The sequence below is a fragment of the Hartmannibacter diazotrophicus genome, from assembly GCF_900231165.1.
GTDB lineage: Bacteria > Pseudomonadota > Alphaproteobacteria > Rhizobiales > Pleomorphomonadaceae > Hartmannibacter > Hartmannibacter diazotrophicus.
Window position 1 is genome coordinate 899,937 of the sequence record NZ_LT960614.1, and the last position, 22,918, is coordinate 922,854.

A 22,918-nucleotide genomic window follows, 5' to 3' on the forward strand; every position below is an offset into this window, starting at 1 on the left:
GGAATTTACGAATCTTCAATTAAGGTTAACGGCCGGACCGCAATGAAACTGCGCAGAAACAAAGGCGGCCCTGTGACGATCCGCGCCCCGCGAACGGGAACCTCTACCGGAGCGCGCGAGAAGACCGCGTCAGGGGCGTTGCGCGCAGGACTGGCATGGCCTGCTGATCTCCAGCCGCAGGGTGCGCCGATCCCGGGTTTCAGCGCCTCTCAGGTCTTTCCGCCCTCGAAGAAGTCGCGCATGTCATTCGAAAAGGCCTGCCGGGAAGCCGGGTCCGTATAGAACATGTGGCCGCCCTTGTAGGTCTTCAGCGCCGTGCTCCCCGCGGCAAGATCCCGGGGCAGGTGGTCGAGCACATACTGGCTCACGCCATAGGGCGTCAGCGCGTCGGAATAGCCATGGGCGATCAGCAGCCGGAATGTCGGGATGACCGACAGCAGGTCGGCGATGTCGCCGGATGCGCTCGCGTCCGACCGCGTCCGGGCGTCGTGGCCATCGTTCCAGTCCCAACTCCGGTTCACATCGCCATTCAGAAGCTCGTAGGTCATGTCGCAGGCAAAGCCGAGATCGCGGCGGGCATAGCTGGCAAACGCCGCGCCATAGGCACGGGTATAGCCGTCGAGGATCGGGTCGTCATTGTGGCTGCCGGCTGCCTGGGGATAGGCATCCGGGGCAGAGTAGGCCGCGTCATAGGGGCTCACGATCCTGTCGGCGCCGGCCATTTCCTTGTCGTAGATGCGGCCGACGAAGCCGCGCGTGCGGGCGACGTCGTCCTTGGGAATACCCGTGAGGCCGGCGATCCTGGCATAGAGGCTGTCCGCCTCCGTGCCGGCCGGTCCGGGGCCGGCAAGAGCGACAAGATAGTCGGTCATCGCAAAGTGCTCGGCCTCTCTCTGCTGTTCCGATGAGAAACGGCCGTCCCGTTGCATTGCCGCTGCGGCGAGCGAAGGCAGTTGCAGCGCCGCCGAGAGAGGATCCTCGCCGCTGTTGGCTAGAAACCGCCCCTCGATGAGTGGCGACAGCATCACGATGCCCGAGACGAGCATGCTCTGGCGGTCCTTCAGGGCGGAAGCGACCTTGGCCGCGCGAAAGCCGCCATAGCTTTCGCCGAGCAGATATTTCGGCGCGCCAAGCTTGTCGTTCTTCTGGACATAGAGGGCGATGGCCTTGGCAAGGCTGTCCGCGTCGGCGCGAACGCCGTAGAAGCCCTTGGCCTGGTCGCTGCTGGCCGCCCGGCTCCAGCCCGTGCCGATGGGGTCGATCATCACGAGATCGGTGAAGGCGAGCCAGCTGTCCGGGTTGTCGTGCAGAACCGGCGTCGTGCCATCGTCGTGCTTCGGCCCGAAATCCAGCACCTTCGGCCCGAGAAGACCGAGATGCAGATAGGCCGACGCCGCTCCCGGGCCGCCATTGAAGGCGAAGGTGACGGGTCTGCCGGCAGGCGCATCCTTGGCGGTGTAGGCCGTGTAGACGATCTTCGCGGATCGCTGGCCGTCCTGCCCGAAAAGGTCGAGGGAACCGACTGTCGCTTCGTAGGCAAGATCGCCCGAAGGTGTCTTGAGCGTGTGCTCGCTCGTTGAATCCGCCGGTATGAGACTGAAGATGCCGCCGGTGCTGCTTTCCGTTTTCCCGGGTGCCGCCTGCTGCTCCGCCTGTGAGGGGGCGGTCACAAGCAGCAGCAGCGCCGTGGCGGCGGTCAGGATCCTTGCCATCGTCATGTCTGCTCCCTAACGCTTTTCTTTCTGCCGTTGCGTGTCATTGGTTCAAACGTAGAGCAGCCGGGGCCGTTCGTCTGCCTTCCCGCCTGCCTTCCCGATCACGTTCCCGGGATCGTTGTTCCCCCTTACTTGACAAATCTCGCTGCAGCGCAGCAAAAAGCAAGGGTCCCTGACCGTTTCGCGCGCCATACCAACAGCCTCCTTTCAATGGTGGAGTAGAGGGCGATGGCCGAAAATCATCATGTGTTTTCCCGTCTTCTCGACGATGCGAAGGCGACGCCGCCCATACCGACCGCGGTGGTCTGGCCGCTGAGCGCCGTGGCACTGGAAGGCGTTTGCGATGCGGCGGCGGGACGGGTCATCGAGCCGGTGCTGATCGGTCCCGCGTCGGAGATGGTCGCAATCGCCGGAAAAGAAGGGCTGGATATCTCCGGCTTCCAGACCGCCGAAGTCGGGAGCGAGGCTGATGCGGCCGCGAAGGGCGTGGAGCTCTGCCTTGCCGGCAAGACGCAGATCCTGATGAAGGGCAGCCTGCACACGGACGTCTTCATGCATGCTGCGATGCAGGACGCCACGGGCCTTCGAACCCATCGCCGGACCTCGCATGTCTTCATCTTCGACGTGCCGAGCTATCCGAGAATGCTGATGATCACCGATGCCGCCGTGAACATCACGCCCGGCCTGATGGACAAGGCCGACATCGTCCAGAACGCCATCGATCTTGCCCACGTCCTCGGCCTGGAGTGCCCCAAGGTCGCGATCCTCTCCGCCGTCGAGACCGTGAATCCGAAAATCCAGTCCACCATCGATGCCGCGGCGCTGTGCAAGATGGCCGACCGGGGCCAGATCACCGGCGGACTTTTGGACGGACCGCTCGCCTTCGACAACGCGGTGAACCTGCAGGCGGCCGAGATCAAGCACATCACCTCGCCAGTCGCCGGGCAGGCCGACATCCTGATCGTGCCCGATCTGGAGTCGGGCAACATGCTCAGCAAGCAGCTTGAGTATCTCGCGGGCGCGGAGGCGGCCGGCATCGTGCTCGGCGCGCGGGTTCCGATCGTGCTGACGAGCCGCGCCGACGGGCGCAAGGCGCGGATGGCTTCGGCCGCCGTCGCGGCGATGCTTGCGCATGCCCGCGTCTCCAAGACCGATGCCGCAGTGAAGGGTTGAACCATGCAGGGCCGTATTCTCGTTCTCAATGCCGGTTCGACCAGCCTGAAATTCGCGCTCCTCCGCCGCGATCTCAGCCGCCAGTTGAGCGGCCAGCTGGCCGGCATCGGGTCCGAACCGACGCTCGCGGCGAAGGGAGCTGACGGCCCGCTTCCCACCGACGGCTGGAATGCGGACCGGGCCAGCGATGTCCACGGACTGATCGCCGCGCTGATCGGCTGGATCGAGGGCCATCTCGGCCCTGGCGGCCTGATCGGCATCGGACATCGCGTCGCCACCGGCGGACTGGAGAACGCCGAGCATTGCCTGATCGACGGGCCGGAACTGGAGCGGCTCAAGGCCTCGGTGCCGCTCGCGCCCTTGCACCAGCCGCGCAACATCGAGCCCATCGAGGCGCTGATCCGGCTGCATCCGCACCTGCCGCAGGTCGCCTGTTTCGATACCGCCTTCCATCGCGGTTTGCCGCCGGTCGCGAGCAGCTACGGCCTGCCGCGCGCGTTGACCGCCGAGGGGGCAAGGCGCTACGGCTACCACGGTCTTTCCTATGAATATGTCTCGCGCCGGCTCGCCCGGCTGGACCCACGGGCCGCGTCCGGCCGTGTGGTGATCGCCCATCTCGGCGGCGGCGCCAGCCTCTGTGCCCTCAAGGACGGTGTCAACGTCGGCACCACGATGGGCTTCAGCCCGCTCTCCGGCCTGATGATGGCGACGAGACCGGGCGAGCTCGACGCCGGACTGGTTCTCTGGCTGCTGCGTCGTGGCATGAGCGCCGACGAGATCGAGGCGCTGCTCTATGGCGAGGCCGGCCTGAAGGGCGTCTCGGGACTGACCGGCGACATGAAGACCCTGCTGGAGAGTGGGGCGCTCGAGGCACGCGACGCCGTTGAGCTTTACCTGCGCCGGCTGACGCTGGAGTTGGGCGGTCTGATCGCGGTGCTTGGCGGGCTCGACACGCTCGTCTTCACGGCGGGCATCGGCGAGCACGCCGCCCCGATCCGCAGCGCCGTCGCCGAGGCTTTCGGTTGGCTCGGCCTTCGGCTCGGTGAGGATACCGGCAACGGCGAGCGCTGTATTTCGGCAACCGACAGCAAGGTTTCTGCCTGGGTGATTCCGACCGACGAGGAGTTGATCGTGGCGCGCCACACCGCGCGCCTCATCGCAAAGGAGTAAGCGGAGGTCCGGTCAATTCGCTTGGCCCGCAAGGCTCGAACGTCCCCCTGGCTTCTTTGACCCGACTCCCGCTTTCGGGCATCACTTTCGGTGAACAGTGAATTCCGCATATGGCGCTGGCGCGGCGAAAATCGCGGTGCTACGGTCGCTTCGTTCTCAGGGCGGGGTGAAACTCCCCACCGGCGGTATGCGGCTTTGGCCGCGAGCCCGCGAGCGCCTTCCCGCCAGCGTACTGGAGGAAGGGTCAGCAGACCAGGTGAGAGGCCTGGGCCGACGGTCATAGTCCGGATGAGAGAGAACGGATGAGCCGATCCCCGTTGCCGGGGAGCGCCGGCTTGTGCGTGATCGCCTTGGGTGCGGTGTCATAACCCGTGAAAGGAGCGATTACGTGACGCACACCCGCTATGCCTTCGTCAAAGCCAACTGGCACGCCGACATTGTCGACCGGGCCCTCGACGGATTTCTGGAACTCATTCCCGCTTCCCAGGTCGACGTCTACGACGTGCCCGGCGCTTTCGAGATGCCGCTCGTCGCCCGCGATCTGGCATTGTCGCATCGCTATGCCGCCGTCGCGGCCGCTGCCCTCGTCGTCGATGGTGGCATCTACCGTCATGATTTCGTCGCCGCCGCCGTTGTCGACGGCCTGATGCGCGTCAGCCTCGACACGGGCGTTCCGATCCTCTCGGTGTCGCTGACCCCGCATCATTTCCAGGAGACGGACCATCACCGCGCGATCTTCCGCGAGCATTTCGTCAAGAAGGGCAGGGAGGCCGCCGAGGCGGCCCTGATGATCGGCAAGACGCGCATGTCGCTCGCCGCCTGATCCCTCTCAGGTCCTGACACGAGACAAAAGCGGCCGGATCATCCGATCCGGCCGCACTTCTTCGCAAATGCTCCTGATCGTCGATCAGGACATGATCAGACCGCCGTCGACGTTGATCGTCTGGCCGGTGATATAGGCCGCGTCGTCGCTGGCAAGGAAGGCAACGAGGCCGGCGACGTCATCGCCCGAGCCGGCGCGGCCCATCGGGATGCCTTCCACCCATTCCGCCATCAGTTCGCCGGGCTTGTAGTCGCCCAAGAGCTTGCCCCAGACCTCGTCGTTGTAGGCCCACATGTCGGTCTCGATGATGCCCGGGCAGAAGGCGTTGACGGTGATGCCTTCCTTGGCGACTTCCTTGGCAAGGCTCTGCGTGACGCCGACGACGCCGAACTTGGAGGCGGCATAGTGCGGCGTGTAGATGAAGCCCTCGCGCGCCTGGCCCGAGGCGGTGTTGATCAGCCGGCCGCCGCGCCCTTGCGCGCGCATGCGCCGGATCGCCTCCTGGCAGCACAGGAAAACGCCCTTGGTGTTGACGTCCATGACCTTGTCCCACTCGGCCTCGGTCATGTCCTCGATCTTGGCGATGGTGATCACGCCGGCATTCTGGACCGAGATGTCGACGCCGCCGAAAACCTTTTCCGCCTCGTCGTAGAGCACGGTGACACTCGCCTTGTCGGTGACGTCGGCGATGAAGCTTGCGGCCTTGCCACCGCTCGCAGTGATCGACTCGGCCACGTCCTTGACGAGGGCCTCGTTGGCCGACACCAGCACCGAGGCGCCCTCGCTTGCAAACCTGCGGGCGATGGCCGCGCCAATGCCGCGGCTGCCTCCCGTGATCACCACTGTCTTTCCGTCAAATCGCGCCATGCTGTCCTCCCGGTCGCGTATGTCTATTCGTGTGTGACTATTGAGGAATGCCGTTGCCGGCCGGCCATTCCGCCAGCTTCTCGGCCGTGAATTTGTCGGTGACGAAGACGTTGATGAGCCCGGTCTGCAGCGCGCCGTGAAGGGCCGCGACCTTGCGCTCGCCGCCCGCGACGGCAACGACCCGCGGCACCGTCTTCAGTTCGTCGAGGCTCATGCCGATGATCCGCTCGTCGAAGGGGCCGCCGACCGGCTTGCCGTCGATGTCGAAGAAGCGCAGGCAGATGTCGCCGACCGCGCCGCGCGCCGCGAGATCGTTGAGTTCCTCGCCCGTGAAGGAATTGCCGGAGTTGGCAAGCATCACCGAGGGCTGCAGCGCGCCGACGCCGATCAGAGCCATCGTCACCCGCCGGAACTGGTCCATCGTGCCGCGCACGTAGGAATCGCCCAGCATGACGAGCCGCGCCGCCGAGGAACTGGCAACGCCCTGCGAGGGCAGCAGCATCGGCTCCGCACCGGCGAGTTCGGCAAGCCGCGTCGTTAGTTGCGTCGCATGGCTCTGGACGGAGGGATTGCCGATGCCGCCGAGAATCTGGACGACGCGCTCGGCCTTGACCCGCTTCAGCGGATGAATGGCGTCCACCATGCGCAGGAGCGAGGCGCTCCATGAGGAAATGCCGATGACCTCGCCGTCGGTCATCGTCGTCTCGAAATAATGCGCGGCGGCGGCCCCGATGGCGGCAAGGATCGCGTCCTCGCGGTCTTCGAAACAGTCGGCGACGATCACCTCGTCGAGCCCGTAGCGATCGCGCAGGGCCGCTTCGGTCTGCGGAAAGGTGCCGCGCGGCGCGGCGATGGTGATCCGCACGATGCCTTCGCTAAGCGCCCTGGTGATCAGGCGCGACACGCTGGCCTGCGAGATATGCAGCAGCTTGGAGATCTCCGCCTGCTTCATGCCTTCGCCGTAATAGAGCTGGGCAATGCGGGCCATCAGGCGAAGTTCGTGGGTTCTGCTCATGACATCCGGTCCCCGTCGGGCGTTCCACCCATTATTTTTGGCCTCTAATAAATTGAGGTCATCGTCTGAATATATATTCCTACATGAATGAAAAAGAAAAGATGCATCACGGGAATCCGGTGATTGTCGTTGCGTACCAAGGGATTTTGCAGTGCGAAAAATATCCTCGCTGTTGCAGCATGTTGGCGAGGATAGGCTCGTCTGCGCCTCTCTTGACGCAGTCCTAGCACAAGCCTATTCTGGAAATCAATTCGTCAATGAATAAATATTCATGGAGTTCAACGTGACCCTAGATGCTCTGGCCGTGGAGATGCCGAAAGACTGGCATCCGGTCGTCTGGCAGGACGCTTCCCCCGAGGAGCGGGCCGGACGGCTTTCCGCGACCGCCCGCGATGTTCGTCGTTCCGTCGTAAGGACGATCGATGCCGCCCGCGCAGGTCATATCGGCGGCGATCTTTCGGTCTCCGACATCCTGACGACGCTCTTCTTTTCGGTGCTGCGGCTCGATCCGGCGCACCCCTCGCACCCGCAGCGCGACCGCTTCATCCTGTCCAAGGGCCATTGCGCCGCCGCGCTCTATTCGGTGCTCGCCCTGCGCGGCTTCATCAGTCCCGATCTGCTGCCGACCTTCATGAAGCCGCTCTCCGCGCTGAACGGCCACCCGAACCGCAACAAGGTGCCGGGCGTGGAGGCCAACACCGGCCCGCTCGGTCATGGCCTTCCGATCGGCGTCGGCAGCGCCATTGCCTCCCGTCTTTCCGGCGCCAACTGGCAGACCTTCGTCGTTCTCGGCGACGGCGAGTTGCAGGAAGGCTCCAACTGGGAAGCGGCGATGTCCGCCGGTCATCGCGGTCTCGACAATCTCGTCGCCATCGTCGACCGCAACCGCCTGCAGCAGGGCGCACGCACCGAGGAGACCGCCCGGCTCGATCCGCTTGCCGACAAGTGGCGTGCCTTCGGCTGGGACGCCGTCGAGGTCGACGGTCACGATCATGCGGCGCTCTTCGAGGTCTTCACCCGTCCCCGTCAGGGCAAGCCGCTCTGCATCGTCGCCAACACCACCAAGGGCAAGGGCGTTTCCTTCATCGAGGATCGCGTCGAGTGGCACCACAAGGTGCCGTCGCCAGAGCAGGTGCGTCAGGCGCTTGAGGAGCTTGGACAATGAGTGCGCTTGCCGTCGCCCCGGCCCCCATCTTCGACTGCCGTCAGGCCTTCGCCGAAACGCTCATCGAACTCGCCCGTGCCGATGCGCGCGTCGTCGCGGTCTGCAACGACAGTGTCGGCTCCAGCAATCTCAACGGCTTCAAGGCCGAGTTCCCTGACAGGCTGATCAATGTCGGCATCGCCGAGCAGAACATGGTCGGCGTTGCGGCGGGTCTTGCCAACGGCGGCTTCGTGCCCTTCGTCTGTGCCGCCTCGCCTTTCCTGACGGGCCGCGCGCTGGAGCAGATCAAGGCGGATGTCGCCTACAACGGCTATCACGTCGTTCTGTGCGGCATGAGCCCCGGCATGGCCTATGGTGAACTCGGGCCGACCCATCATTCCATCGAGGATCTGTCCTGGCTGCGGGCGATCACGGGCCTTTCCATCGTCGTGCCGGCGGATCCGGAACAGACGAGCGCCGCCGTACGCTGGGCGCTTGGCGCAGGCAAGCCGGCCTTCCTGCGTGTCGGGCGCGTCAAGGTTCCCTCGGTGACGACGTCATCGGAACCCTTCCGCTTCGGCAAGGCCGATGTGCTGCGCGAGGGCCGCGATCTCACGATCATCGCCACCGGAACATTGGTGTCTCGTGCGCTCGAAGCTGCCGACGCGCTGGCGGCCCGGTCGATCTCGGCGCGTGTCGTCAACATGTCGACGATCACGCCACTCGACGAAGCGGTCATCATTGAGGCGGCGAAAGAGACGGGGGCCATCGTCACGGCGGAAGAAGCCATGGTCGAAGGCGGCCTTGGCGCTGCCGTCGCCGAAACCGTCGTTCGCCATTGCCCCGTTCCGATGCGCCTGCTCGGCGTGCCGGGGTTCGCGCCGACGGGCGGCGCCGAATTCCTGCTCGATCATTTCGGCCTCAGCCGCGACGGCATCGTCGCCGCGGCGCTCGAACTGAAGGGATAAGCGATGGCGTCACCGCTCATCCTCGCCATCGATCAGGGCACAAGCTCGACCAAGAGCCTCCTTGTGGATGCGGCAGGCAAGGTCGTGGCCATCGGGTCGGCGCCGCTCGGCCAGAGCGCGCCCCAGCCGGGCTGGGTCGAGCAGGATGCGCTTGAAATCTGGCAGAGCGTGCAGCGCGCGGTCGCCGCGGCGGTCACACCCGAAACGGCCGGGAGGATCGTGGCCGTCGGGCTCAGCACGCAGCGCGAATCCTGCGTCATCTGGGAGAGGTCAAGCGGCAAGCCATTGACCCCGGTGCTCTCCTGGCAGGACCAGCGGACCGAAGGTCTTTGTGCGGAGTTGCGCGCCGAGTGTCACAGCGACTATGTCCGCAAGACGAGCGGGTTGCCGCTCGATCCGATGTTCTCGGCCGCCAAGGCGAAATGGCTGCTCGACCGTATCGACCCGGACCGCAGGCGCGCAGACGCCGGCGAGATCGTCGTCGGCACGATTGACGCGTTCCTGCTCTCGCGCTTCGGCGGTGAGCCACTGGTCGAGGCCGGCAACGCCTCGCGCATGCAACTCGTCGATGTCGCGAAGGCCGACTATGACGACAGGCTGCTGGCGCTCTTCGGCATTCCGCGCGCAGCATTGCCGCGCATCGTTCCCTCGACGGGGCCGTTTCCGGCGGTTCGCGGTCTCGCGCCCGTTCCCGATGGCGTGCCGGTCACGGCGGTCCTCGCCGATTCCCACGCCGCGCTCTTCGCCCATGGCGCCTTTGCGCCGGGGCCCGTGAAGGCGACGCAAGGCACCGGCTCGTCCGTGATGGGCCTGCTCGACCGGCCCGCGACCAACGACGGCGCAAGCCTGCACAAGGGCCTCTGCGTCACGCTCGCCTGGTGGATCGACGCGCCGATGCTGGCCTTCGAGGGCAACATCCGCTCGGCGGGCTCGACGCTGATCTGGACCGCCGACCTTCTTGGCGTCGGAACGGACGAACTCGCGCGCATGGCGGCCTTGATCGAGGATGCCGGCAATGTCCACCTCGTGCCGGGCTTCAACGGCCTCGGCGCGCCCTGGTGGGACGGGGTGGCGGTGGCGACCCTCTCCGGCTTTGCGCTTGGAACCAAACGGGAGGTGGTTGCCCGTGCGGCGCTCGACTCCATCGCCCACCAGATCGCCGATCTCATCGATGCGGTGCGTGAAAGCGGTGTCGCCGTCGATCGTCTTCATGTCGACGGCGGACCGACAAAAAATGCACAACTCATGCAATTTGAGGCCGACATGATCGGCCTTCCCGTCGAGACGACCGAAACCGCTGAACTGTCCGCGATGGGCGCGGCGCATCTGGCCGGTGTCTCGGCCGGGCTCTTCGATCTCCGCTCGCTCGGCGAGCTGGATCGCGGCGGGCTCGTCTACACCCCGGCGGTTGATGAAGCCTCGCGCGCGGCAAAGCGCGCGGGCTGGCGGCGCGCCGTTGCCCGCTCTCTCAGCAGCGGAATGGCCTGAAGAAGGCCGGACGAAACCAGAACAGCCGGCCCACGGCCGGACAATGACGACGACCGGACGGGTCGGACAGGAGAGGAACGATGACAATGACGACGGCATCGGGCGGGGCGGAGGCCGGATCGCGAAAGTGGAGCCTGCGCCTTGGCAGCGGCGCGACCGGCCCGTTTCTCGGCCTGATCGCGCTCTGCGTTTTCCTGGCCTTCTCCAGCGACACCTTCCTGACCATGCGCAACTTCCTCAACGTCATGGACCAGATCACGGTGATCGGCGTCATGGCGATCGGCATGACCTTCGTCATCCTGATCGGCGGCATCGATCTCTCGGTCGGATCGGTCCTGGCGCTGTCGGCCATGGTGATGGGCTATCTCGGCAACTGGGTCGGCGTTCCCTTTCCGCTGGCGATCATGGCCGCGCTCCTTGCCGCGTCCGTCGCCGGTCTTGTCAGCGGTCTGATGGTGACGCAGCTCAACATGCCGCCATTCATCGCGACGCTGGCGATGATGTCGATGGCGCGCGGTATCGCGTCGATCATCACCGACGGCCAGCAGATCATCGGCTTTCCCGACTGGTTCTCGAACCTTGCCATCATCCGGCACTTCGGCCTGCTCAGCGCCACCGTTGCCGTCATGCTCTTCTTCACGCTGGTGACCTGGGCCTTCCTGCGCTTCCGTCCGGCAGGGCGTGAACTCTATGCGATCGGCGGCAGCCCCGAGGTTGCCCGGCTTGCCGGTGTGCGCGTCGCCGCCGCAACGGTCGGCGTCTATGTCTTCTGCGGCTTCATGGCCGGGATTGCCGGGGTGATCCTGTCGGCCCGCCTCGACTCCGCCCAGCCGAGTTCGGGCCTTGGCTACGAACTCGACACCATTGCGGCGGTCGTCATCGGCGGCGCCAGCCTCTCCGGCGGTGTCGGCGGCATCGCCGGCACGGCAGTCGGCGTCCTGATCATCGGTTTCCTACGCAACGGCCTCAACCTGCTCCACGTCTCGCCCTTCGTGCAGCAGGTAATCATCGGCCTCGTCATCGCACTGGCGGTGGCGGCGGACACGGTCCGCAAGCGCCGCCAGTAGGCGGCCAACGCGCAAAGGTCGGCGCGCAAGGAGGCATGCCGGCTTTACGGCATGCCGAACGGAATTCGCCCGGCGAGGCGAAAAGAGGTCCACGTGGACCAAGAAAAGCCAGCCTTAGGCCGAAGGGGAGAGCCCGACGGCACGGCAAACAGACTGACAATGGAGGAAATGCAATGCTTACACGTCGTGCCGCCCTGTTGGCCGCCACCGCTGCCCTGGCCATGGCCAGTGTCGTCCAGCCTTCGTCCGCAGCCGAGCTCAAGAAGCTTGGCCTTGCGGTCGCCAACCTGCAGGCGAACTTCTTCAACCAGATCAAGCAGTCCGTCGAGGCCTACGCCAAGACCAAGGGCATCGAGGTGATCACCGTCGACGCCAAGGGCGATGCCGCCACGCAGGTGAGCCAGGTGCAGGACCTGATCGCCCAGAACGTCGACGCGCTGATCTACATCCCCGCCGGCGCCACCGCCGCCTCCGTGCCGGTGAAGACCGCCAAGGCCGCGGGCATCCCGGTCGTCAACATCGACCGCAATGCCGAAGGCGCGCCGGGCGACACCTTCATCGCCACCGACAGCGTCACCTCGGCTCGTCAGGTCTGCGACTACATTGCCAAGCAGGCCGGCGGCAAGGGCGAGATGATCATCATCCATGGCCAGAAGGGCACGACCCCCGAGGTCGACCGCTCCAAGGGCTGCGGCGAGGCGCTCGCCAACTATCCTGACATCAAGATCGTCGGCGAACTCTGGAGCGAGGGTTGGCATCAGGACGAAGGCTTCAAGCTGACCCAGGATCTTCTGCAGTCCAACCCGAACGTCTCGATCATCTTCGGTCAGGCTGACGCGTTGGCACTCGGCGCTGCTCAGGCGGTGAAGGTCGCCAACCTCGGCCACCGCATCTGGATCGCCGGCTTCGACGGTGACACGGCTGCGCTCGAAGCGCTGAAGGAAGGTGTCTTCGACGTCACCGCCACCCAGCAGACCCAGAAGATGGGCCGCATGGGCGTCGATTCCGCGATGGCGCTCGTCGCCGGAACGGAGATCCCGGCCGAACAGCTCCAGGACGCGACGCTGACGACGAAGGACAACGTCGACGGGTTCATCAAGGAACATCCCTGAACCGCGACCTGACGGGCCGCTCCGCGGGCTGAAAGGCGCGCGGGGCGTCCCGTCCCTTTTTCGCAGTAGTCAGGATCGCGAAAGACCGTCTCGCCCGCTTCGGGCGGGACCGCCCTTTGCCAACGGACAAGCAATCGGAAGACCGGGATGACGACACAGCAAGCGGCGGACGGCGAGACCGTCCTGACGGTCCGTGGCATCGGCAAGGACTATGGTCCCGTGACGGTCCTTTCCGACGTCGGTCTCGATGTGCGCAAGGGCGAGGTGCTGGCGCTTCTCGGCGAGAACGGTGCCGGCAAGTCGACGATCTCGTCCATCATCGCCGGTCTCGTGCAGCCGACGGCAGGCACCATGACCTGGCAGGGAGAGCCGCACGCGCCGGCCTCGCCGGCCGATGCGCTCGCCGCCGGCATCGGACTCATTCATCAGGAAATGCGGCTGCTGCCGGATCTCTCCATCGCCGAGAACGTCTTCGTCGGCCGCCTGCCGACGCGCGGCGGGCGCGTCGACCGCGCGCTCATCAACCGCCTTGCCAGCGAGCAGCTTCATCGCCTCGGCCTCGACCTGCCGCCGACCATGCTCGTGCGCGACCTGCGCGTCGCTGCCCAGCAGCAGGTGGAAATCGCAAAAGCCCTCACCCTTCAGTCGAAACTCCTCATTTTCGACGAGCCGACCGCGGCGCTCGGCGGCGAGGAAACCGACCGCCTCTTCGAGCAGATCGCGCAGCTCAAGGCCGAGGGTGTCTCCTTCATCTACATCAGCCATCGCCTCGACGAGATCGCCCGCATCGCCGACCGCGTCGCCGTCTTGCGCGACGGCCGTCTGGTCGCCACCCACGAGACCGCGCAGGTGCCGGTCAAGACGCTGGTCGAGGAAATGGTGGGCCGCTCGATCGACCGCATGTTCCCGGCGATCCGCACCGTCGACAGCGAGCCTCTGATCAAGGTCGAGGGACTGACGAGCGCCGAGGGCGCCTTCTCCGACATCAGCTTTTCGGTCAAGGCGGGCGAGGTCTTCGGCATCGCCGGCATCGTCGGCGCGGGACGCACGGAACTCGTGCGGGCCATCTCGGGCGCCGATCCTCTCGCCTCCGGCGAGGTACGCATCGAAGGCAAGCCGATCCGGCTTTCCCATCCGCGCGATGCGCTCACAAAGGGCATCGTCCTCGTTCCGGAGGACCGCAAGGCGCAGGGGCTCGTTCTTCAGCATTCGATTGCCGAGAACCTCGCGCTCGGCAACTACGACAGCATCGCGCCGGCCAACTGGGTCAGCCCCGGTGCCGTCAGCCGGTTTGCCGAGAGCGCCATTCGTCGCTTCGGCATCAAGGGGCGCGCCGGGCAGGGCGCGGGCGAACTCTCCGGCGGCAACCAGCAGAAGGTCGTCATCGCCAAATGCATTTCGCGCGGGCCGAAGGTGGTCATCCTCGACGAGCCGACACGCGGTATCGATGTCGGCGCCCGAGCCGCAATCTACGACGTCATCACCGATCTTGCCAACCGGGGCATGGCCGTCATCGTGGTGAGTTCCGACCTCGACGAGGTTCTGGGGCTCTCCCACCGCATCATGGTGCTGAGCCGTGGCCGTAACCGGGGAATCCTGCCGCACGATCAAGCTGGCCGTGTGGAGGTGATGGAACTTGCCACCACCTGAGCGGCCCCGCCGAAAACGCAAACAACGGCCCCCTGCGGGTCTTGAGAGTCTTGGGAGTGAATGGAATGTCGCTTTTCGATCTGGCCGGTGAAGTCGCCTTCGTAACCGGGGCCGGCAGCGGTATCGGCCAGAGCATCGCCGTCGGACTTGCCGAGGCCGGAGCCGATGTCGCCCTGTTCGACCTGCCGGGCTCCAGGGGGCTGGAGGAGACGAAAGCCGCCATCGCGTCCAGGGGACGCAAGGCGCTCGTCACCGAAGGCAACGTGACCGATGCCGCCGCGCTTGCCGCCGCTGTCGACCGGACGGTGGCCGATCTTGGCGGCCTCACCCTCGCGGTCAACTGTGCCGGCATCGCCAACGCGGCGCCCGCCGAGGATCTGCCCTTCGAGCAGTGGCAGAAGATGATCGACGTCAACCTGACGGGCGTTTTTCTCTCCTGTCAGGCGGAAGGCCGGGTGATGCTGAAGAACGGCAAGGGCGCCATCGTCAACATTGCCTCCATGTCGGGCTCCATCGTCAATCGCGGCCTGACGCAGGCTCACTACAACAGCTCCAAGGCGGGCGTGATCCATCTGTCCAAGAGCCTTGCCATGGAATGGGTCGAGCGCGGCATCCGCGTCAACGTCATCAGCCCCGGCTACACCCTGACGCCGATGAACCTTCGCCCCGAGGTCGCCGAGCAGCGCAAGATCTTCGAGCGCGAAACCCCGATGCAGCGCATGGCGACGCCGGACGAGATGGTCGGCCCGGCGGTATTCCTGCTCAGCCGGGCCGCGTCCTTCGTCACGGGCGTCGACCTTCTCGTCGACGGCGGCTTCGAGTGCTGGTGAACCGCTCGGCGGCTAAGGGGCACGGGATGAAATAAGGTCCTCGCCTCGACAGGTCGCCGAAAAAGAAGCCCCTCACTGGGAGGGGCTTCGACCGACAGCGGATGCGGCTCGTCACGCAGGATTGAATGCGGTCTTTCCTGCGATCTGAACGCCGGTCCGGGCTGGTTCGGATCCGGCGGCGACGGACTGTCGGCATCATCCGCATGCGGTGGGAGTTGGTCTCGGAAGTCCGACATCGACATGCCGGGCAACACACGGCGTTGCTGCGATGTTGGTAACCTGAATTGTTATTATTTTCAATAATTTACGTGTATCAAATTGCCCGTGCGTGTAACGGCAAGACGGGATTTGTTTCGGCCGGAAATAATGCCGGCACGAATTTCCCGCAGGGCGGTCAGCAAGGCGGAAATTCCTGCCCGCCGTCGCGACCGGCGGCCGCAACGACCGCTCGGGCCGATATGGCCGTGCCGCTTTCATCCGTGCTAAGCCAGCCTTCGCGAAATGAATCGGTGACCGGGCAAGCCGGACGGCCCATCTCGATGGTGACGGGCGTTCGCGCCCGGTGATTTCTGGAGGACGGCCAGTGACGTCGGACAATGTCGTGGTGATTGCGGGAACGGGGCAGGGCGGACTGCAGGTCGCGGCCAGCCTGCGGCAGGACGGTTTCGAGGGCCGCATCGTCATGGTCGGCGAGGAGCCGGGCCTGCCCTACCAGCGTCCGCCGCTGTCCAAGACCTATCTGAAGGAGGGCGATGCGAGCCGGCTTCTGCTCCGTGCGCCGGACTTCTTCGAGACCCAGTCGATCGAACTGATCGAAGAGACCCGGATCACGTCCATCGACCGCAAGGCAAAGACGGTCGCGCTCTCCAATGGCGACACGCTCGGCTACGATTACCTCGTGCTCGCCGTCGGCACGCGGAACCGCAAGCTGCCGCTGGAAGGCGCCGGGCTCGAGAATGTCGTCGAGATGCGCACGCTCGCCCACGCCAACGATATCCGCGAGCGGATCGGCGGTTGCCGGCATGTGATCGTCATCGGCGGCGGCTTCATCGGACTGGAATTTGCCGCCGTCGCGCGTGCCCTTGGGCTCGAGGTCACGGTTCTGGAAGCGATGCCGCGCCTGATGGGCCGGGTCGTCTCGCCCGCCGTCTCGGAATTCTTCCTGAAGGCGCATCGCGAAAACGGCGTCGAGGTGAAGCAGGGCGCCATGGCTGCCCGCATTCTGGACGATGGCACGGGCAAGGTTGCCGGCGTCGAACTGAAGGACGGCAGGACGATCGACGGCGACATGGTGCTGGTCGCCGCCGGTGTCGTGCCGAATGTGGAGATCGCGGCGGAGGCGGGCCTTGAGATCGACAATGGCGTCGTCGTCGATGCCATCATGCTGACGAGCGATCCGGCGATCTCGGCAATTGGCGATTGCGCCAGCTTCATCCATGCCCGCAGCGGCCGCCGTGTCCGGCTGGAGTCGGTGCAGAACGCTGTCGATCAGGCGAAATGCGTCGCGGCCCATATCGTCGGGCGGCCGGCGCCCTATGATGTCGTGCCCTGGTTCTGGAGCGACCAGGGACCGCTCAAGCTCCAGATCGCCGGCCTCACCGACGACGCCGACGACGTTGTGGTGCGCGAGCCCGGTCCCGGCCGCCTGTCCGCCTATTGCTTTCGCAAGGGCGAGCTCATCGGCGTCGAGACGGTCAATGTGCCGGCAGACCACATGATGGCGCGCCGGCTGCTGGCGTCGGGAACGCCTGTCACCCGTGCGGCGCTTGAGGCGGTCGACTTCAACCTCAAGGCCGCAGCCCAGCCCGCCGCCTGACCTTATCGTTTCTCGGTGACGGGCCGATCCAGACGCGCCTCTTCCCGCCGTTTCGGCTTGCTGCCGGGCGGCGCCAGGATCACGGCGAGCTTGGCCCCGAGGCCGTCTGCCTGACGGACGTCGCGGATCATGCGTCCCCATTCGCCAAGTGCGATGCTGAGCGGGTTGTTGCTCGGCCGAACCCCGACAAGGCCGTAGCGCAGCGGCTCGCCGGCCGGTGCTTCGGTGAACGTGCCGAACAACCTGTCGAAGACGATCAGCATCCCGCCGTAATTCTTGTCGAGGCAGTCGCGGTTGCAGGCGTGATGGACGCGGTGGTGGGTGGGCGTGTTCAGCACCCATTCCAGCGGACCGAGACGCGGGCCGAACTCGGTGTGCAGGAAGAACTGGTAGAGCAGGTTGATCCCGAGCATCCCGATGAGGGCGAAGGGATTGAACCCCAGCCAGACGATCGGCAGGAAGAAGACGAAGTGCCCGGAGATGTTACCGGTCCAGCCGAGCCGGATCGCGGCGGTGAAATTGAGCTTCGTCGCCGAATGATGCACCGCATGCGTTGCCCACAGCCAGCGCACCCGGTGCGAGGCCCGGTGGTGCCAGTAGTAGACGAACTCGGTAAGGATGAAGAGCGCGAGAAGCGCCGTCACGGTGAAGGTGTCGAAGTCGAATAGCCGGTGCTCGTAGGCAAGCGCGAAGGGCAGCGCGACGAGACCCGCTTCCAGACCCCGCAGGAGGTTCTGGCCGACCGCGAGAACAAGCGACGCGGCGCTTTCCTTCAGGTCGTGGGTTTCGTGATCATGGCTGGCAAGGCGGCTCAGGAGGTATTCGAGCAGCATGAACCCGAGCGCCAGCCCGAGGACAGTCAGTCTGAGGCTCGAATGGTCGGAAAACGTTGGCAATGTCGGCATGGTGGTATCTTCGGCAGGCGGTCCGGAAGGCAGGCCCCCGCTTCGTTGAGGCGAGAAGCGGGAACCTGGCGCGAGAGGAGGGCGGTGGTCAGTAGCGGGTGATCGTGCCGTGCGTCGTCACCGAGCGCCCATAGGCGCCGGTGGTGGTCCGCCCGTAGTTGCAGGCCCCGCCGTAGCAGTTCACCGCGCCGTTCGTCGTCGCCGTCCCGCCGTAGGGCCCGGTGCGCGTGACACTGCGCGAGCAGGTGCCGCCGTAGCAGCTTCCCGTCGCGTGGGTGGAAAAGGTGCGGCCATAGGAGCCGGTCGTGGTCGAGTTGCGCTCCCACGCGTTGGCGTCGGTGGCGGCAAGGGTCGCGAAGAGGGCGACGGCGGTGGAGAGGGCGAGCAATCTGGTCATGATGAAATCTCCTCATTGGGACGTTTCCCGCGTTCGGCGGGCAGCGAGGAGACGATGCAGGCGCGCTGTCATCGCCCTTTGACGGGGAGGCATCCGTTTGTCACCAAATGTCAATGGTCGGTAGAAACTTGTAAAATCAGAGGCTTCTGCTTGCCGGAACGCCGAGCGCGAGGCATAAGCGAAAGATGACCGCAGCGCCCGCCACCATCCTGATCGTCGAGGACGACGCCGATATTCGCCGGCTTGTCGGCGAGTTGCTTGCGCGCGAGGGCTTCCTGCTTGCGCAAGCCGAGAGCGCCGAGGCGATGGATCTTTGCCTGCAGCGCACTGTGCCCGATCTCGTCATTCTCGATCTGATGCTGCCGGGCGAGGACGGGCTTTCCATCTGCCGCCGCCTGAGGGCTCAGAGCGACATGCCGATCCTGATCCTTTCGGCGAAGGCCGACGAGATCGACCGTGTGATCGGACTGGAACTCGGCGCCGACGACTATCTGGTCAAGCCCTTCGGGCCGCGCGAGCTTCTCGCCCGTGTGCGTGCGTTGCTCCGGCGCGGCCGAGGCGCCATGGTCGTTCCGGTCCAGAACCGCCGTCTTGCCTTCGAGAGCTTCATCGTCGATCTCGATGCGCGGCAGGTCACGGCGTCGGGCGCGGACGTCCTGACGCTGACCACAGCCGAATTCGACCTCCTCGCCTGCTTTGTCCAGAGCCCGCGCCGGGTTCTCTCCCGCGACCAGATTCTCGACCGCGTCAGCGGCCGCAGCGCGGATCCTTTCGACCGCACCGTCGACATGTTGGTCTCAAGGCTGCGGCGCAAGCTTTCGGATGCCGGCGCCCCGTCCGGTCTCGTCAGCACGGTGCGCAACGGCGGCTATCTCTTCACGGCCCAGGTCCGGCAGGTGCCCTGATGGCGCGCCTCACCATCGCCGCGCGGATCGTTCTGATCGCCGTCCTCGGGATCATTGTCGCCTGGACCATCATGATCGCCGTCTACTACCGCATTCGTGTGCCCGAAACGAATGCCGTCACGCCGGCGCCCGAGCGGATCGCCGCCGTGGTGGCGCTGGTGGAGCGTACGCCGCCGGCCGAGCGCGCCGATCTGTTCAAGGCGCTGACGACCGCCAGTTTCGTGCCCAGTATCGTCGCGGAACCGGATGCCAGTCCGGATTTGCCCTTGGCTGATCCGGAGCTGATTGCGGGCTATCAGGCCGCGCTGGGGCAGCGGACGCTTCAGCTCGTCGTCCCCGAGAACTCGCTCTTCCGCCGTCTGCCGGCGGCTAGGCTCGCACAGGGACAGGCGCTGGAATTTCGCATCCACCTGAGGACGGGCGAATGGCTCGTCATCGACACGGCGAGCCTCTTCACGTTGACATGGTTCGGACTGCCTGTGGGCTATGGCGCGGCGATGCTGGGGACGCTGCTTGCGTTTGCGACCTTGTTGCTGGCGCTCCGCGAAACGCGCCCGCTCTCCCGCCTCGCTGCGGCTGTCGATCGTTTCGACCTCACGGACCGTCCGGTGGACCTGCCAAGGCCTCGTCGCAGCGCCCCGGAGATCAAGGCGCTGATCGGCGCCTTCGATCGCCTTCAGGCGCGTCTCAACCAGTTGCTCGCCGCCCGCATGGCGATGATCACGGGTATTTCCCATGATGTGCGCACCTTCGCCGCGCGCCTGCGTCTGCGCGTCGAGCAGATCCCCGACGCGGCGGAACGCGAACGGGCGGTCGGCGACATCGCCGACATGATCCGCCTGCTCGACGATGCCCTGCTCGCCGGCCGGGCCGGGTCCGGCGAGCAGCCGAGCGAACTTCTCGACCTTGCCGACTGCCTTCGCGAGGAGGTCGATGACCGACGGGCGACGGGGGCGGACGTCACGCTTGATCTGCGGGAGAGGGAGGCGCTCGTGATCGGCGACCGCCTCGCCATCCGCCGCATCTTCGGCAACCTGATCGAGAACGCGGTCAAATACGGCGGCAGTGCGAGGATCACCCTGCAAACCGAGCGGATGGACGAAAGCGCCGTCCATCGCGTGACGGTCGATGACCGGGGACCGGGCATTCCGGTGGAGCGGCGCGCGTCGGTGCTGGAGCCCTTCGTGCGGCTGGAAGGCTCGCGCAACCGCGCCACGGGCGGGGCGGGCCTCGGCCTTGCCATTGCCCGCACACTGACCGATGCCCACGGCGGTACACTCGCCATCGACGACGCGCCGGAGGGCGGGGCGAGGGTCATCGTCCGCCTGCCGGCTTTCGTGCCGTCCGAGACCGATTGACGGTCAGGCCGGATAGCGACTTTTCAGCACCTCGAACAGGGCGCGGATCACCTGCGCCTCGCCGCCGACCGGCTGGCCCGGCTTTTCCGCTGGCACCCAGGCGAAGATGTCCGCGTGCAGCCAGCTCTTCGTGTTCTCCACGAAGCGGGCAAGGAACAGCGCCGCCGTGATGGACCCGGCAAAGCCGCCGCTGGAGATATGGTTGACGTCGGCGACCTTGGAGGCCAGCAGCTTGTCGTATTGCGCCCAGAGCGGCATGCGCCAGAGCGGATCGCCGACACTCTCGCCGGCGCTCGCAAGGTCGGCCGCAAGCGTGTCGTCGTGGGTATAGACCGGCGGCAGATCGGGCCCGAGCGCAACGCGGGCCGCGCCCGTGAGTGTCGCCATGTCGACGATGAGATCCGTCTCTTCCTCGTCCGCCAGCGCCAGCGCGTCGGCAAGGACGAGACGGCCTTCCGCGTCGGTGTTGCCGATCTCCACGGTGAGGCCCTTGCGGCTCGGGAAGATGTCGCCCGGGCGGAAGGCATTGCCGGAGATCGAGTTCTCGACGGCGGGGATCAGGACGCGCAGGCGCAGCTTGAGCTTGGCCTCCATGATGAGACGGGCAAGGCCGAGCACGTTGGCCGCGCCGCCCATGTCCTTCTTCATCAGGAGCATGGAGCTGTCAGGCTTGATGTTGAGCCCGCCCGTGTCGAAGCAGACGCCCTTGCCGACCAGCGTGACCTTCGGCGCGGTCTCGTCGCCCCAGGTGAAATCGATCAGGCGCGGAGCCCGGCTGCTGGCCGCGCCGACCGCATGGATCAGCGGATAGTTTTCCGTGAGCAGGTCCTCGCCGACCACTTCGCGGTAGTGGCCGCCATTGTCGTTGGCAAGCCGGAAGGCCGCCGCTGCGAGTTCGGCCGGTCCGAGGTCGTTGGCGGGTGTGTTGACGAGATCGCGCACCATGAAGACGGCGCCGGCAAGGCTTTCGAGTTCCTTCGCATCCACCGTCGACGGCATCACCAGCCGGAGGGATTTTTCCTTCGGCTTCACGTAGCGTTCGAAGCGGTAGCAGCCGAGCGCCCAGCCGAGCACGGCCAGCGACAGGTCTCCCTCGAAGGTGGCGAGGCGATAGAGGCCGTCAGGCAGGCTGGCGGGCAGGCGTCCGGTCAGAAACGCCGGACGGGCCGGATCGTCGGCCTTGCCGAGACCGAAGAGCACCGCGGCAACGGCCTTTTCATCGCCCGGCACGAGGAGAACCGCCCCGGCATCCGCCTTGAAGCCGCAGGCCTTCGCCCAGGCACCCGCTTCCGGGTCAAGGGCGGCCAGCGTTTCCTCCAGCCCGTCGGCGGTCACCGCGTGGATCGGGCAGGCAGGATCGGTCGTATCGCTGGGCGCAAAGAAGGAAAGCACGAGACGGGTCTCCGCGGGGGCTGAAGGGAGGGAATTAGCGCGGACTGCGGGAATGCGGTCCGGTGCGCGAAGCGCATTCAAGGCTTAGCCGATTTTCCGTGGGAAGGGAATCGCCCGCTCCATGGCCTTTGGCAGGATCGTCTCCTCGCCACCCTGCCGGATAGTCAACTCGGAACGCTGCAAAGACCATCCCCGGGAAAGGAATGCTGCCCGGTTAACCGGGTATTAGGGTTAACGAACTACAAAAGTCAGGAAGTCCAGTTGTCCCGTTCGCGGAGCCAGAAGTCATGTGCCGTTCGTCTGTAGCCGTCTCTCGTCAGCCGCGTCTGCGCATGTTGAGCCTTGCTTTGCCGCTCGCCTGCGGCGTGTTCCTGTCAGCCTGTGCTTCGCAGCAGGCGGTCGGCACCCACGGCGGAGCGACGATTACGGGATCGACCAATCTGACGGATGATCAGCTCGCATCGGCGGCCCGGTCCTGGGGACAGCGCTACGACCAGAACCCGAAGGACCGTGGGACCATCCTCAACTATGCGGCCGCCCTTCGCCTCTCCGGCAACACGGACCAGGCCATCGCCGTCCTGCAGCAGGGCGTCATCCAGTACAAGGATGACCGCGTCATGGCCGCGTCCTACGGCAAGGCGCTGGCCGCCAACGGCGATTTCCAGCAGGCGCTGGAGGTGATCCGCCGCGCCCAGCGTCCCGACCGCCCGGACTGGGCCCTGCTCTCGGCCGAGGGCGCCATCCTCGATCAGATCGGCAACGGTGCGAGCGCGCGCGACCTCTACGGCAAGGCGCTGGCGATCGTTCCCGACGAACCGTCCGTGCTCAACAATCTCGGTCTCAGCTATCTTCTGTCGGGCAACCTGGAAAAATCGGAAGAGGTTCTGCGCCGCGCCAGCGTTCAGCCGCGCGCCAACAGCCGCATCCGCCAGAATCTCGCGCTCGTGCTTGGCCTCGAAGGCAAGTTCTCCGAAGCGGAGGCCGTCGCCCGCAACGAGATCAATCCCGACCAGGCGGCTGCCAACATCTCCTACCTGAAGGCGATGATGGCGCAGGCCGACCGCTGGAAGGAGATCGAGGCCGGCGAGAAGAAGACCCGCCAGGGCTGAGGCAACGAACCCGA

General features: G+C 65.8%; 20 protein-coding genes and 1 riboswitch. Of the genes, 14 read left to right on the forward strand and 6 right to left on the reverse strand.

The window, feature by feature from the left end:
* Positions 1-209: 209 nt before the first annotated feature.
* A complete protein-coding gene (locus HDIA_RS04250; protein ID WP_099554682.1) occupies positions 210-1,718 on the reverse strand; it encodes a S10 family peptidase in 1,509 nt (502 codons plus the stop codon).
* Positions 1,719-1,943: 225 nt separating this feature from the next.
* Between HDIA_RS04250 and HDIA_RS04255 the strand changes: the two genes are divergently transcribed.
* From HDIA_RS04255 to HDIA_RS04265, 3 genes are all read left to right on the forward strand, one after another.
* The gene (locus HDIA_RS04255) at positions 1,944-2,888 is read left to right on the forward strand and encodes a bifunctional enoyl-CoA hydratase/phosphate acetyltransferase (protein WP_099554684.1); all 945 of its coding nucleotides are present in this window, start codon (positions 1,944-1,946) and stop codon (positions 2,886-2,888) included.
* A gap of 3 nt (positions 2,889-2,891) precedes the next feature.
* Entirely contained in the window at positions 2,892-4,058 is a 1,167-nt protein-coding gene (locus tag HDIA_RS04260; protein WP_099554686.1) for an acetate/propionate family kinase, read from the forward strand.
* A gap of 148 nt (positions 4,059-4,206) precedes the next feature.
* Positions 4,207-4,362: riboswitch (FMN riboswitch) on the forward strand.
* Positions 4,363-4,446: 84 nt separating this feature from the next.
* A complete protein-coding gene (locus HDIA_RS04265) occupies positions 4,447-4,881 on the forward strand; it encodes a 6,7-dimethyl-8-ribityllumazine synthase (RefSeq protein WP_099554688.1) in 435 nt (144 codons plus the stop codon).
* Positions 4,882-4,965: 84 nt separating this feature from the next.
* Here HDIA_RS04265 and HDIA_RS04270 read toward each other — a convergent pair whose 3' ends face one another.
* Together HDIA_RS04270 and HDIA_RS04275 are read right to left on the reverse strand one after the other, a co-directional pair.
* The gene (locus tag HDIA_RS04270; protein WP_099554689.1) at positions 4,966-5,748 is read right to left on the reverse strand and encodes a glucose 1-dehydrogenase; all 783 of its coding nucleotides are present in this window, start codon (positions 5,746-5,748) and stop codon (positions 4,966-4,968) included.
* Between the two features lie 37 nt (positions 5,749-5,785).
* Positions 5,786-6,763: a sugar-binding transcriptional regulator gene (locus tag HDIA_RS04275; protein ID WP_099554691.1), complete on the reverse strand. Its 978-nt coding sequence runs from the start codon at positions 6,761-6,763 to the stop codon at positions 5,786-5,788.
* A 283-nt stretch (positions 6,764-7,046) separates the two neighbouring features.
* Between HDIA_RS04275 and HDIA_RS04280 the strand changes: the two genes are divergently transcribed.
* The 8 genes from HDIA_RS04280 to HDIA_RS04315 all read left to right on the forward strand — a co-directional run bounded on the left by HDIA_RS04280 (position 7,047) and on the right by HDIA_RS04315 (position 16,838).
* The gene (locus tag HDIA_RS04280) at positions 7,047-7,928 is read left to right on the forward strand and encodes a transketolase (RefSeq protein WP_245884155.1); all 882 of its coding nucleotides are present in this window, start codon (positions 7,047-7,049) and stop codon (positions 7,926-7,928) included.
* On the forward strand, positions 7,925-8,875 hold the full coding sequence (locus HDIA_RS04285) for a transketolase family protein (RefSeq protein WP_099554692.1): 951 nt from the start codon (positions 7,925-7,927) through the stop codon (positions 8,873-8,875). The genes HDIA_RS04280 and HDIA_RS04285 overlap by 4 nt, the downstream gene beginning before the upstream one ends.
* Before the next feature lie 3 nt (positions 8,876-8,878).
* Positions 8,879-10,363 carry an FGGY family carbohydrate kinase gene (locus tag HDIA_RS04290; RefSeq protein WP_099554694.1) on the forward strand — a complete coding sequence of 495 codons (1,485 nt, stop codon included), beginning with the start codon at positions 8,879-8,881 and terminating at the stop codon, positions 10,361-10,363.
* An 86-nt stretch (positions 10,364-10,449) separates the two neighbouring features.
* Positions 10,450-11,430, forward strand: coding sequence for an ABC transporter permease (locus tag HDIA_RS04295; protein WP_099558696.1), 981 nt, complete (start codon positions 10,450-10,452; stop codon positions 11,428-11,430).
* Between the two features lie 173 nt (positions 11,431-11,603).
* Complete coding sequence (locus HDIA_RS04300) at positions 11,604-12,542, forward strand: sugar ABC transporter substrate-binding protein (RefSeq protein ID WP_099554696.1); 939 nt, start codon at positions 11,604-11,606, stop codon at positions 12,540-12,542.
* Positions 12,543-12,689: 147 nt separating this feature from the next.
* The gene (locus tag HDIA_RS04305; protein ID WP_099554698.1) at positions 12,690-14,192 is read left to right on the forward strand and encodes a sugar ABC transporter ATP-binding protein; all 1,503 of its coding nucleotides are present in this window, start codon (positions 12,690-12,692) and stop codon (positions 14,190-14,192) included.
* A 65-nt stretch (positions 14,193-14,257) separates the two neighbouring features.
* Positions 14,258-15,022 (forward strand): SDR family oxidoreductase, encoded by a 765-nt coding sequence (locus HDIA_RS04310; RefSeq protein WP_099554701.1) that lies wholly within the window; start codon positions 14,258-14,260, stop codon positions 15,020-15,022.
* Positions 15,023-15,605: 583 nt separating this feature from the next.
* On the forward strand, positions 15,606-16,838 hold the full coding sequence (locus tag HDIA_RS04315) for an NAD(P)/FAD-dependent oxidoreductase (RefSeq protein ID WP_245884156.1): 1,233 nt from the start codon (positions 15,606-15,608) through the stop codon (positions 16,836-16,838).
* A gap of 2 nt (positions 16,839-16,840) precedes the next feature.
* Here HDIA_RS04315 and HDIA_RS04320 read toward each other — a convergent pair whose 3' ends face one another.
* Positions 16,841-17,743 carry a sterol desaturase family protein gene (locus HDIA_RS04320; protein ID WP_099554703.1) on the reverse strand — a complete coding sequence of 301 codons (903 nt, stop codon included), beginning with the start codon at positions 17,741-17,743 and terminating at the stop codon, positions 16,841-16,843.
* Between the two features lie 88 nt (positions 17,744-17,831).
* Positions 17,832-18,140 (reverse strand): hypothetical protein, encoded by a 309-nt coding sequence (locus tag HDIA_RS04325; protein ID WP_099554705.1) that lies wholly within the window; start codon positions 18,138-18,140, stop codon positions 17,832-17,834.
* Between the two features lie 185 nt (positions 18,141-18,325).
* Here HDIA_RS04325 and HDIA_RS04330 point away from each other — a divergent pair, with 185 nt between their 5' ends.
* Together HDIA_RS04330 and HDIA_RS04335 are read left to right on the forward strand one after the other, a co-directional pair.
* Positions 18,326-19,045 carry a response regulator gene (locus tag HDIA_RS04330; protein ID WP_099554707.1) on the forward strand — a complete coding sequence of 240 codons (720 nt, stop codon included), beginning with the start codon at positions 18,326-18,328 and terminating at the stop codon, positions 19,043-19,045.
* The gene (locus HDIA_RS04335) at positions 19,045-20,403 is read left to right on the forward strand and encodes a sensor histidine kinase (RefSeq protein WP_099554708.1); all 1,359 of its coding nucleotides are present in this window, start codon (positions 19,045-19,047) and stop codon (positions 20,401-20,403) included. Before HDIA_RS04330 ends, HDIA_RS04335 begins: the two co-directional genes overlap by 1 nt.
* Before the next feature lie 3 nt (positions 20,404-20,406).
* Here the strand turns inward: HDIA_RS04335 and HDIA_RS04340 are convergent, their stop codons facing one another.
* On the reverse strand, positions 20,407-21,795 hold the full coding sequence (locus tag HDIA_RS04340; RefSeq protein WP_099554710.1) for a leucyl aminopeptidase family protein: 1,389 nt from the start codon (positions 21,793-21,795) through the stop codon (positions 20,407-20,409).
* 332 nt (positions 21,796-22,127) lie between these two features.
* On the opposite strand from HDIA_RS04340, the gene HDIA_RS04345 reads away from it, so the two are divergent.
* Complete coding sequence (locus tag HDIA_RS04345; RefSeq protein ID WP_210202877.1) at positions 22,128-22,904, forward strand: tetratricopeptide repeat protein; 777 nt, start codon at positions 22,128-22,130, stop codon at positions 22,902-22,904.
* Positions 22,905-22,918: the final 14 nt, after the last annotated feature.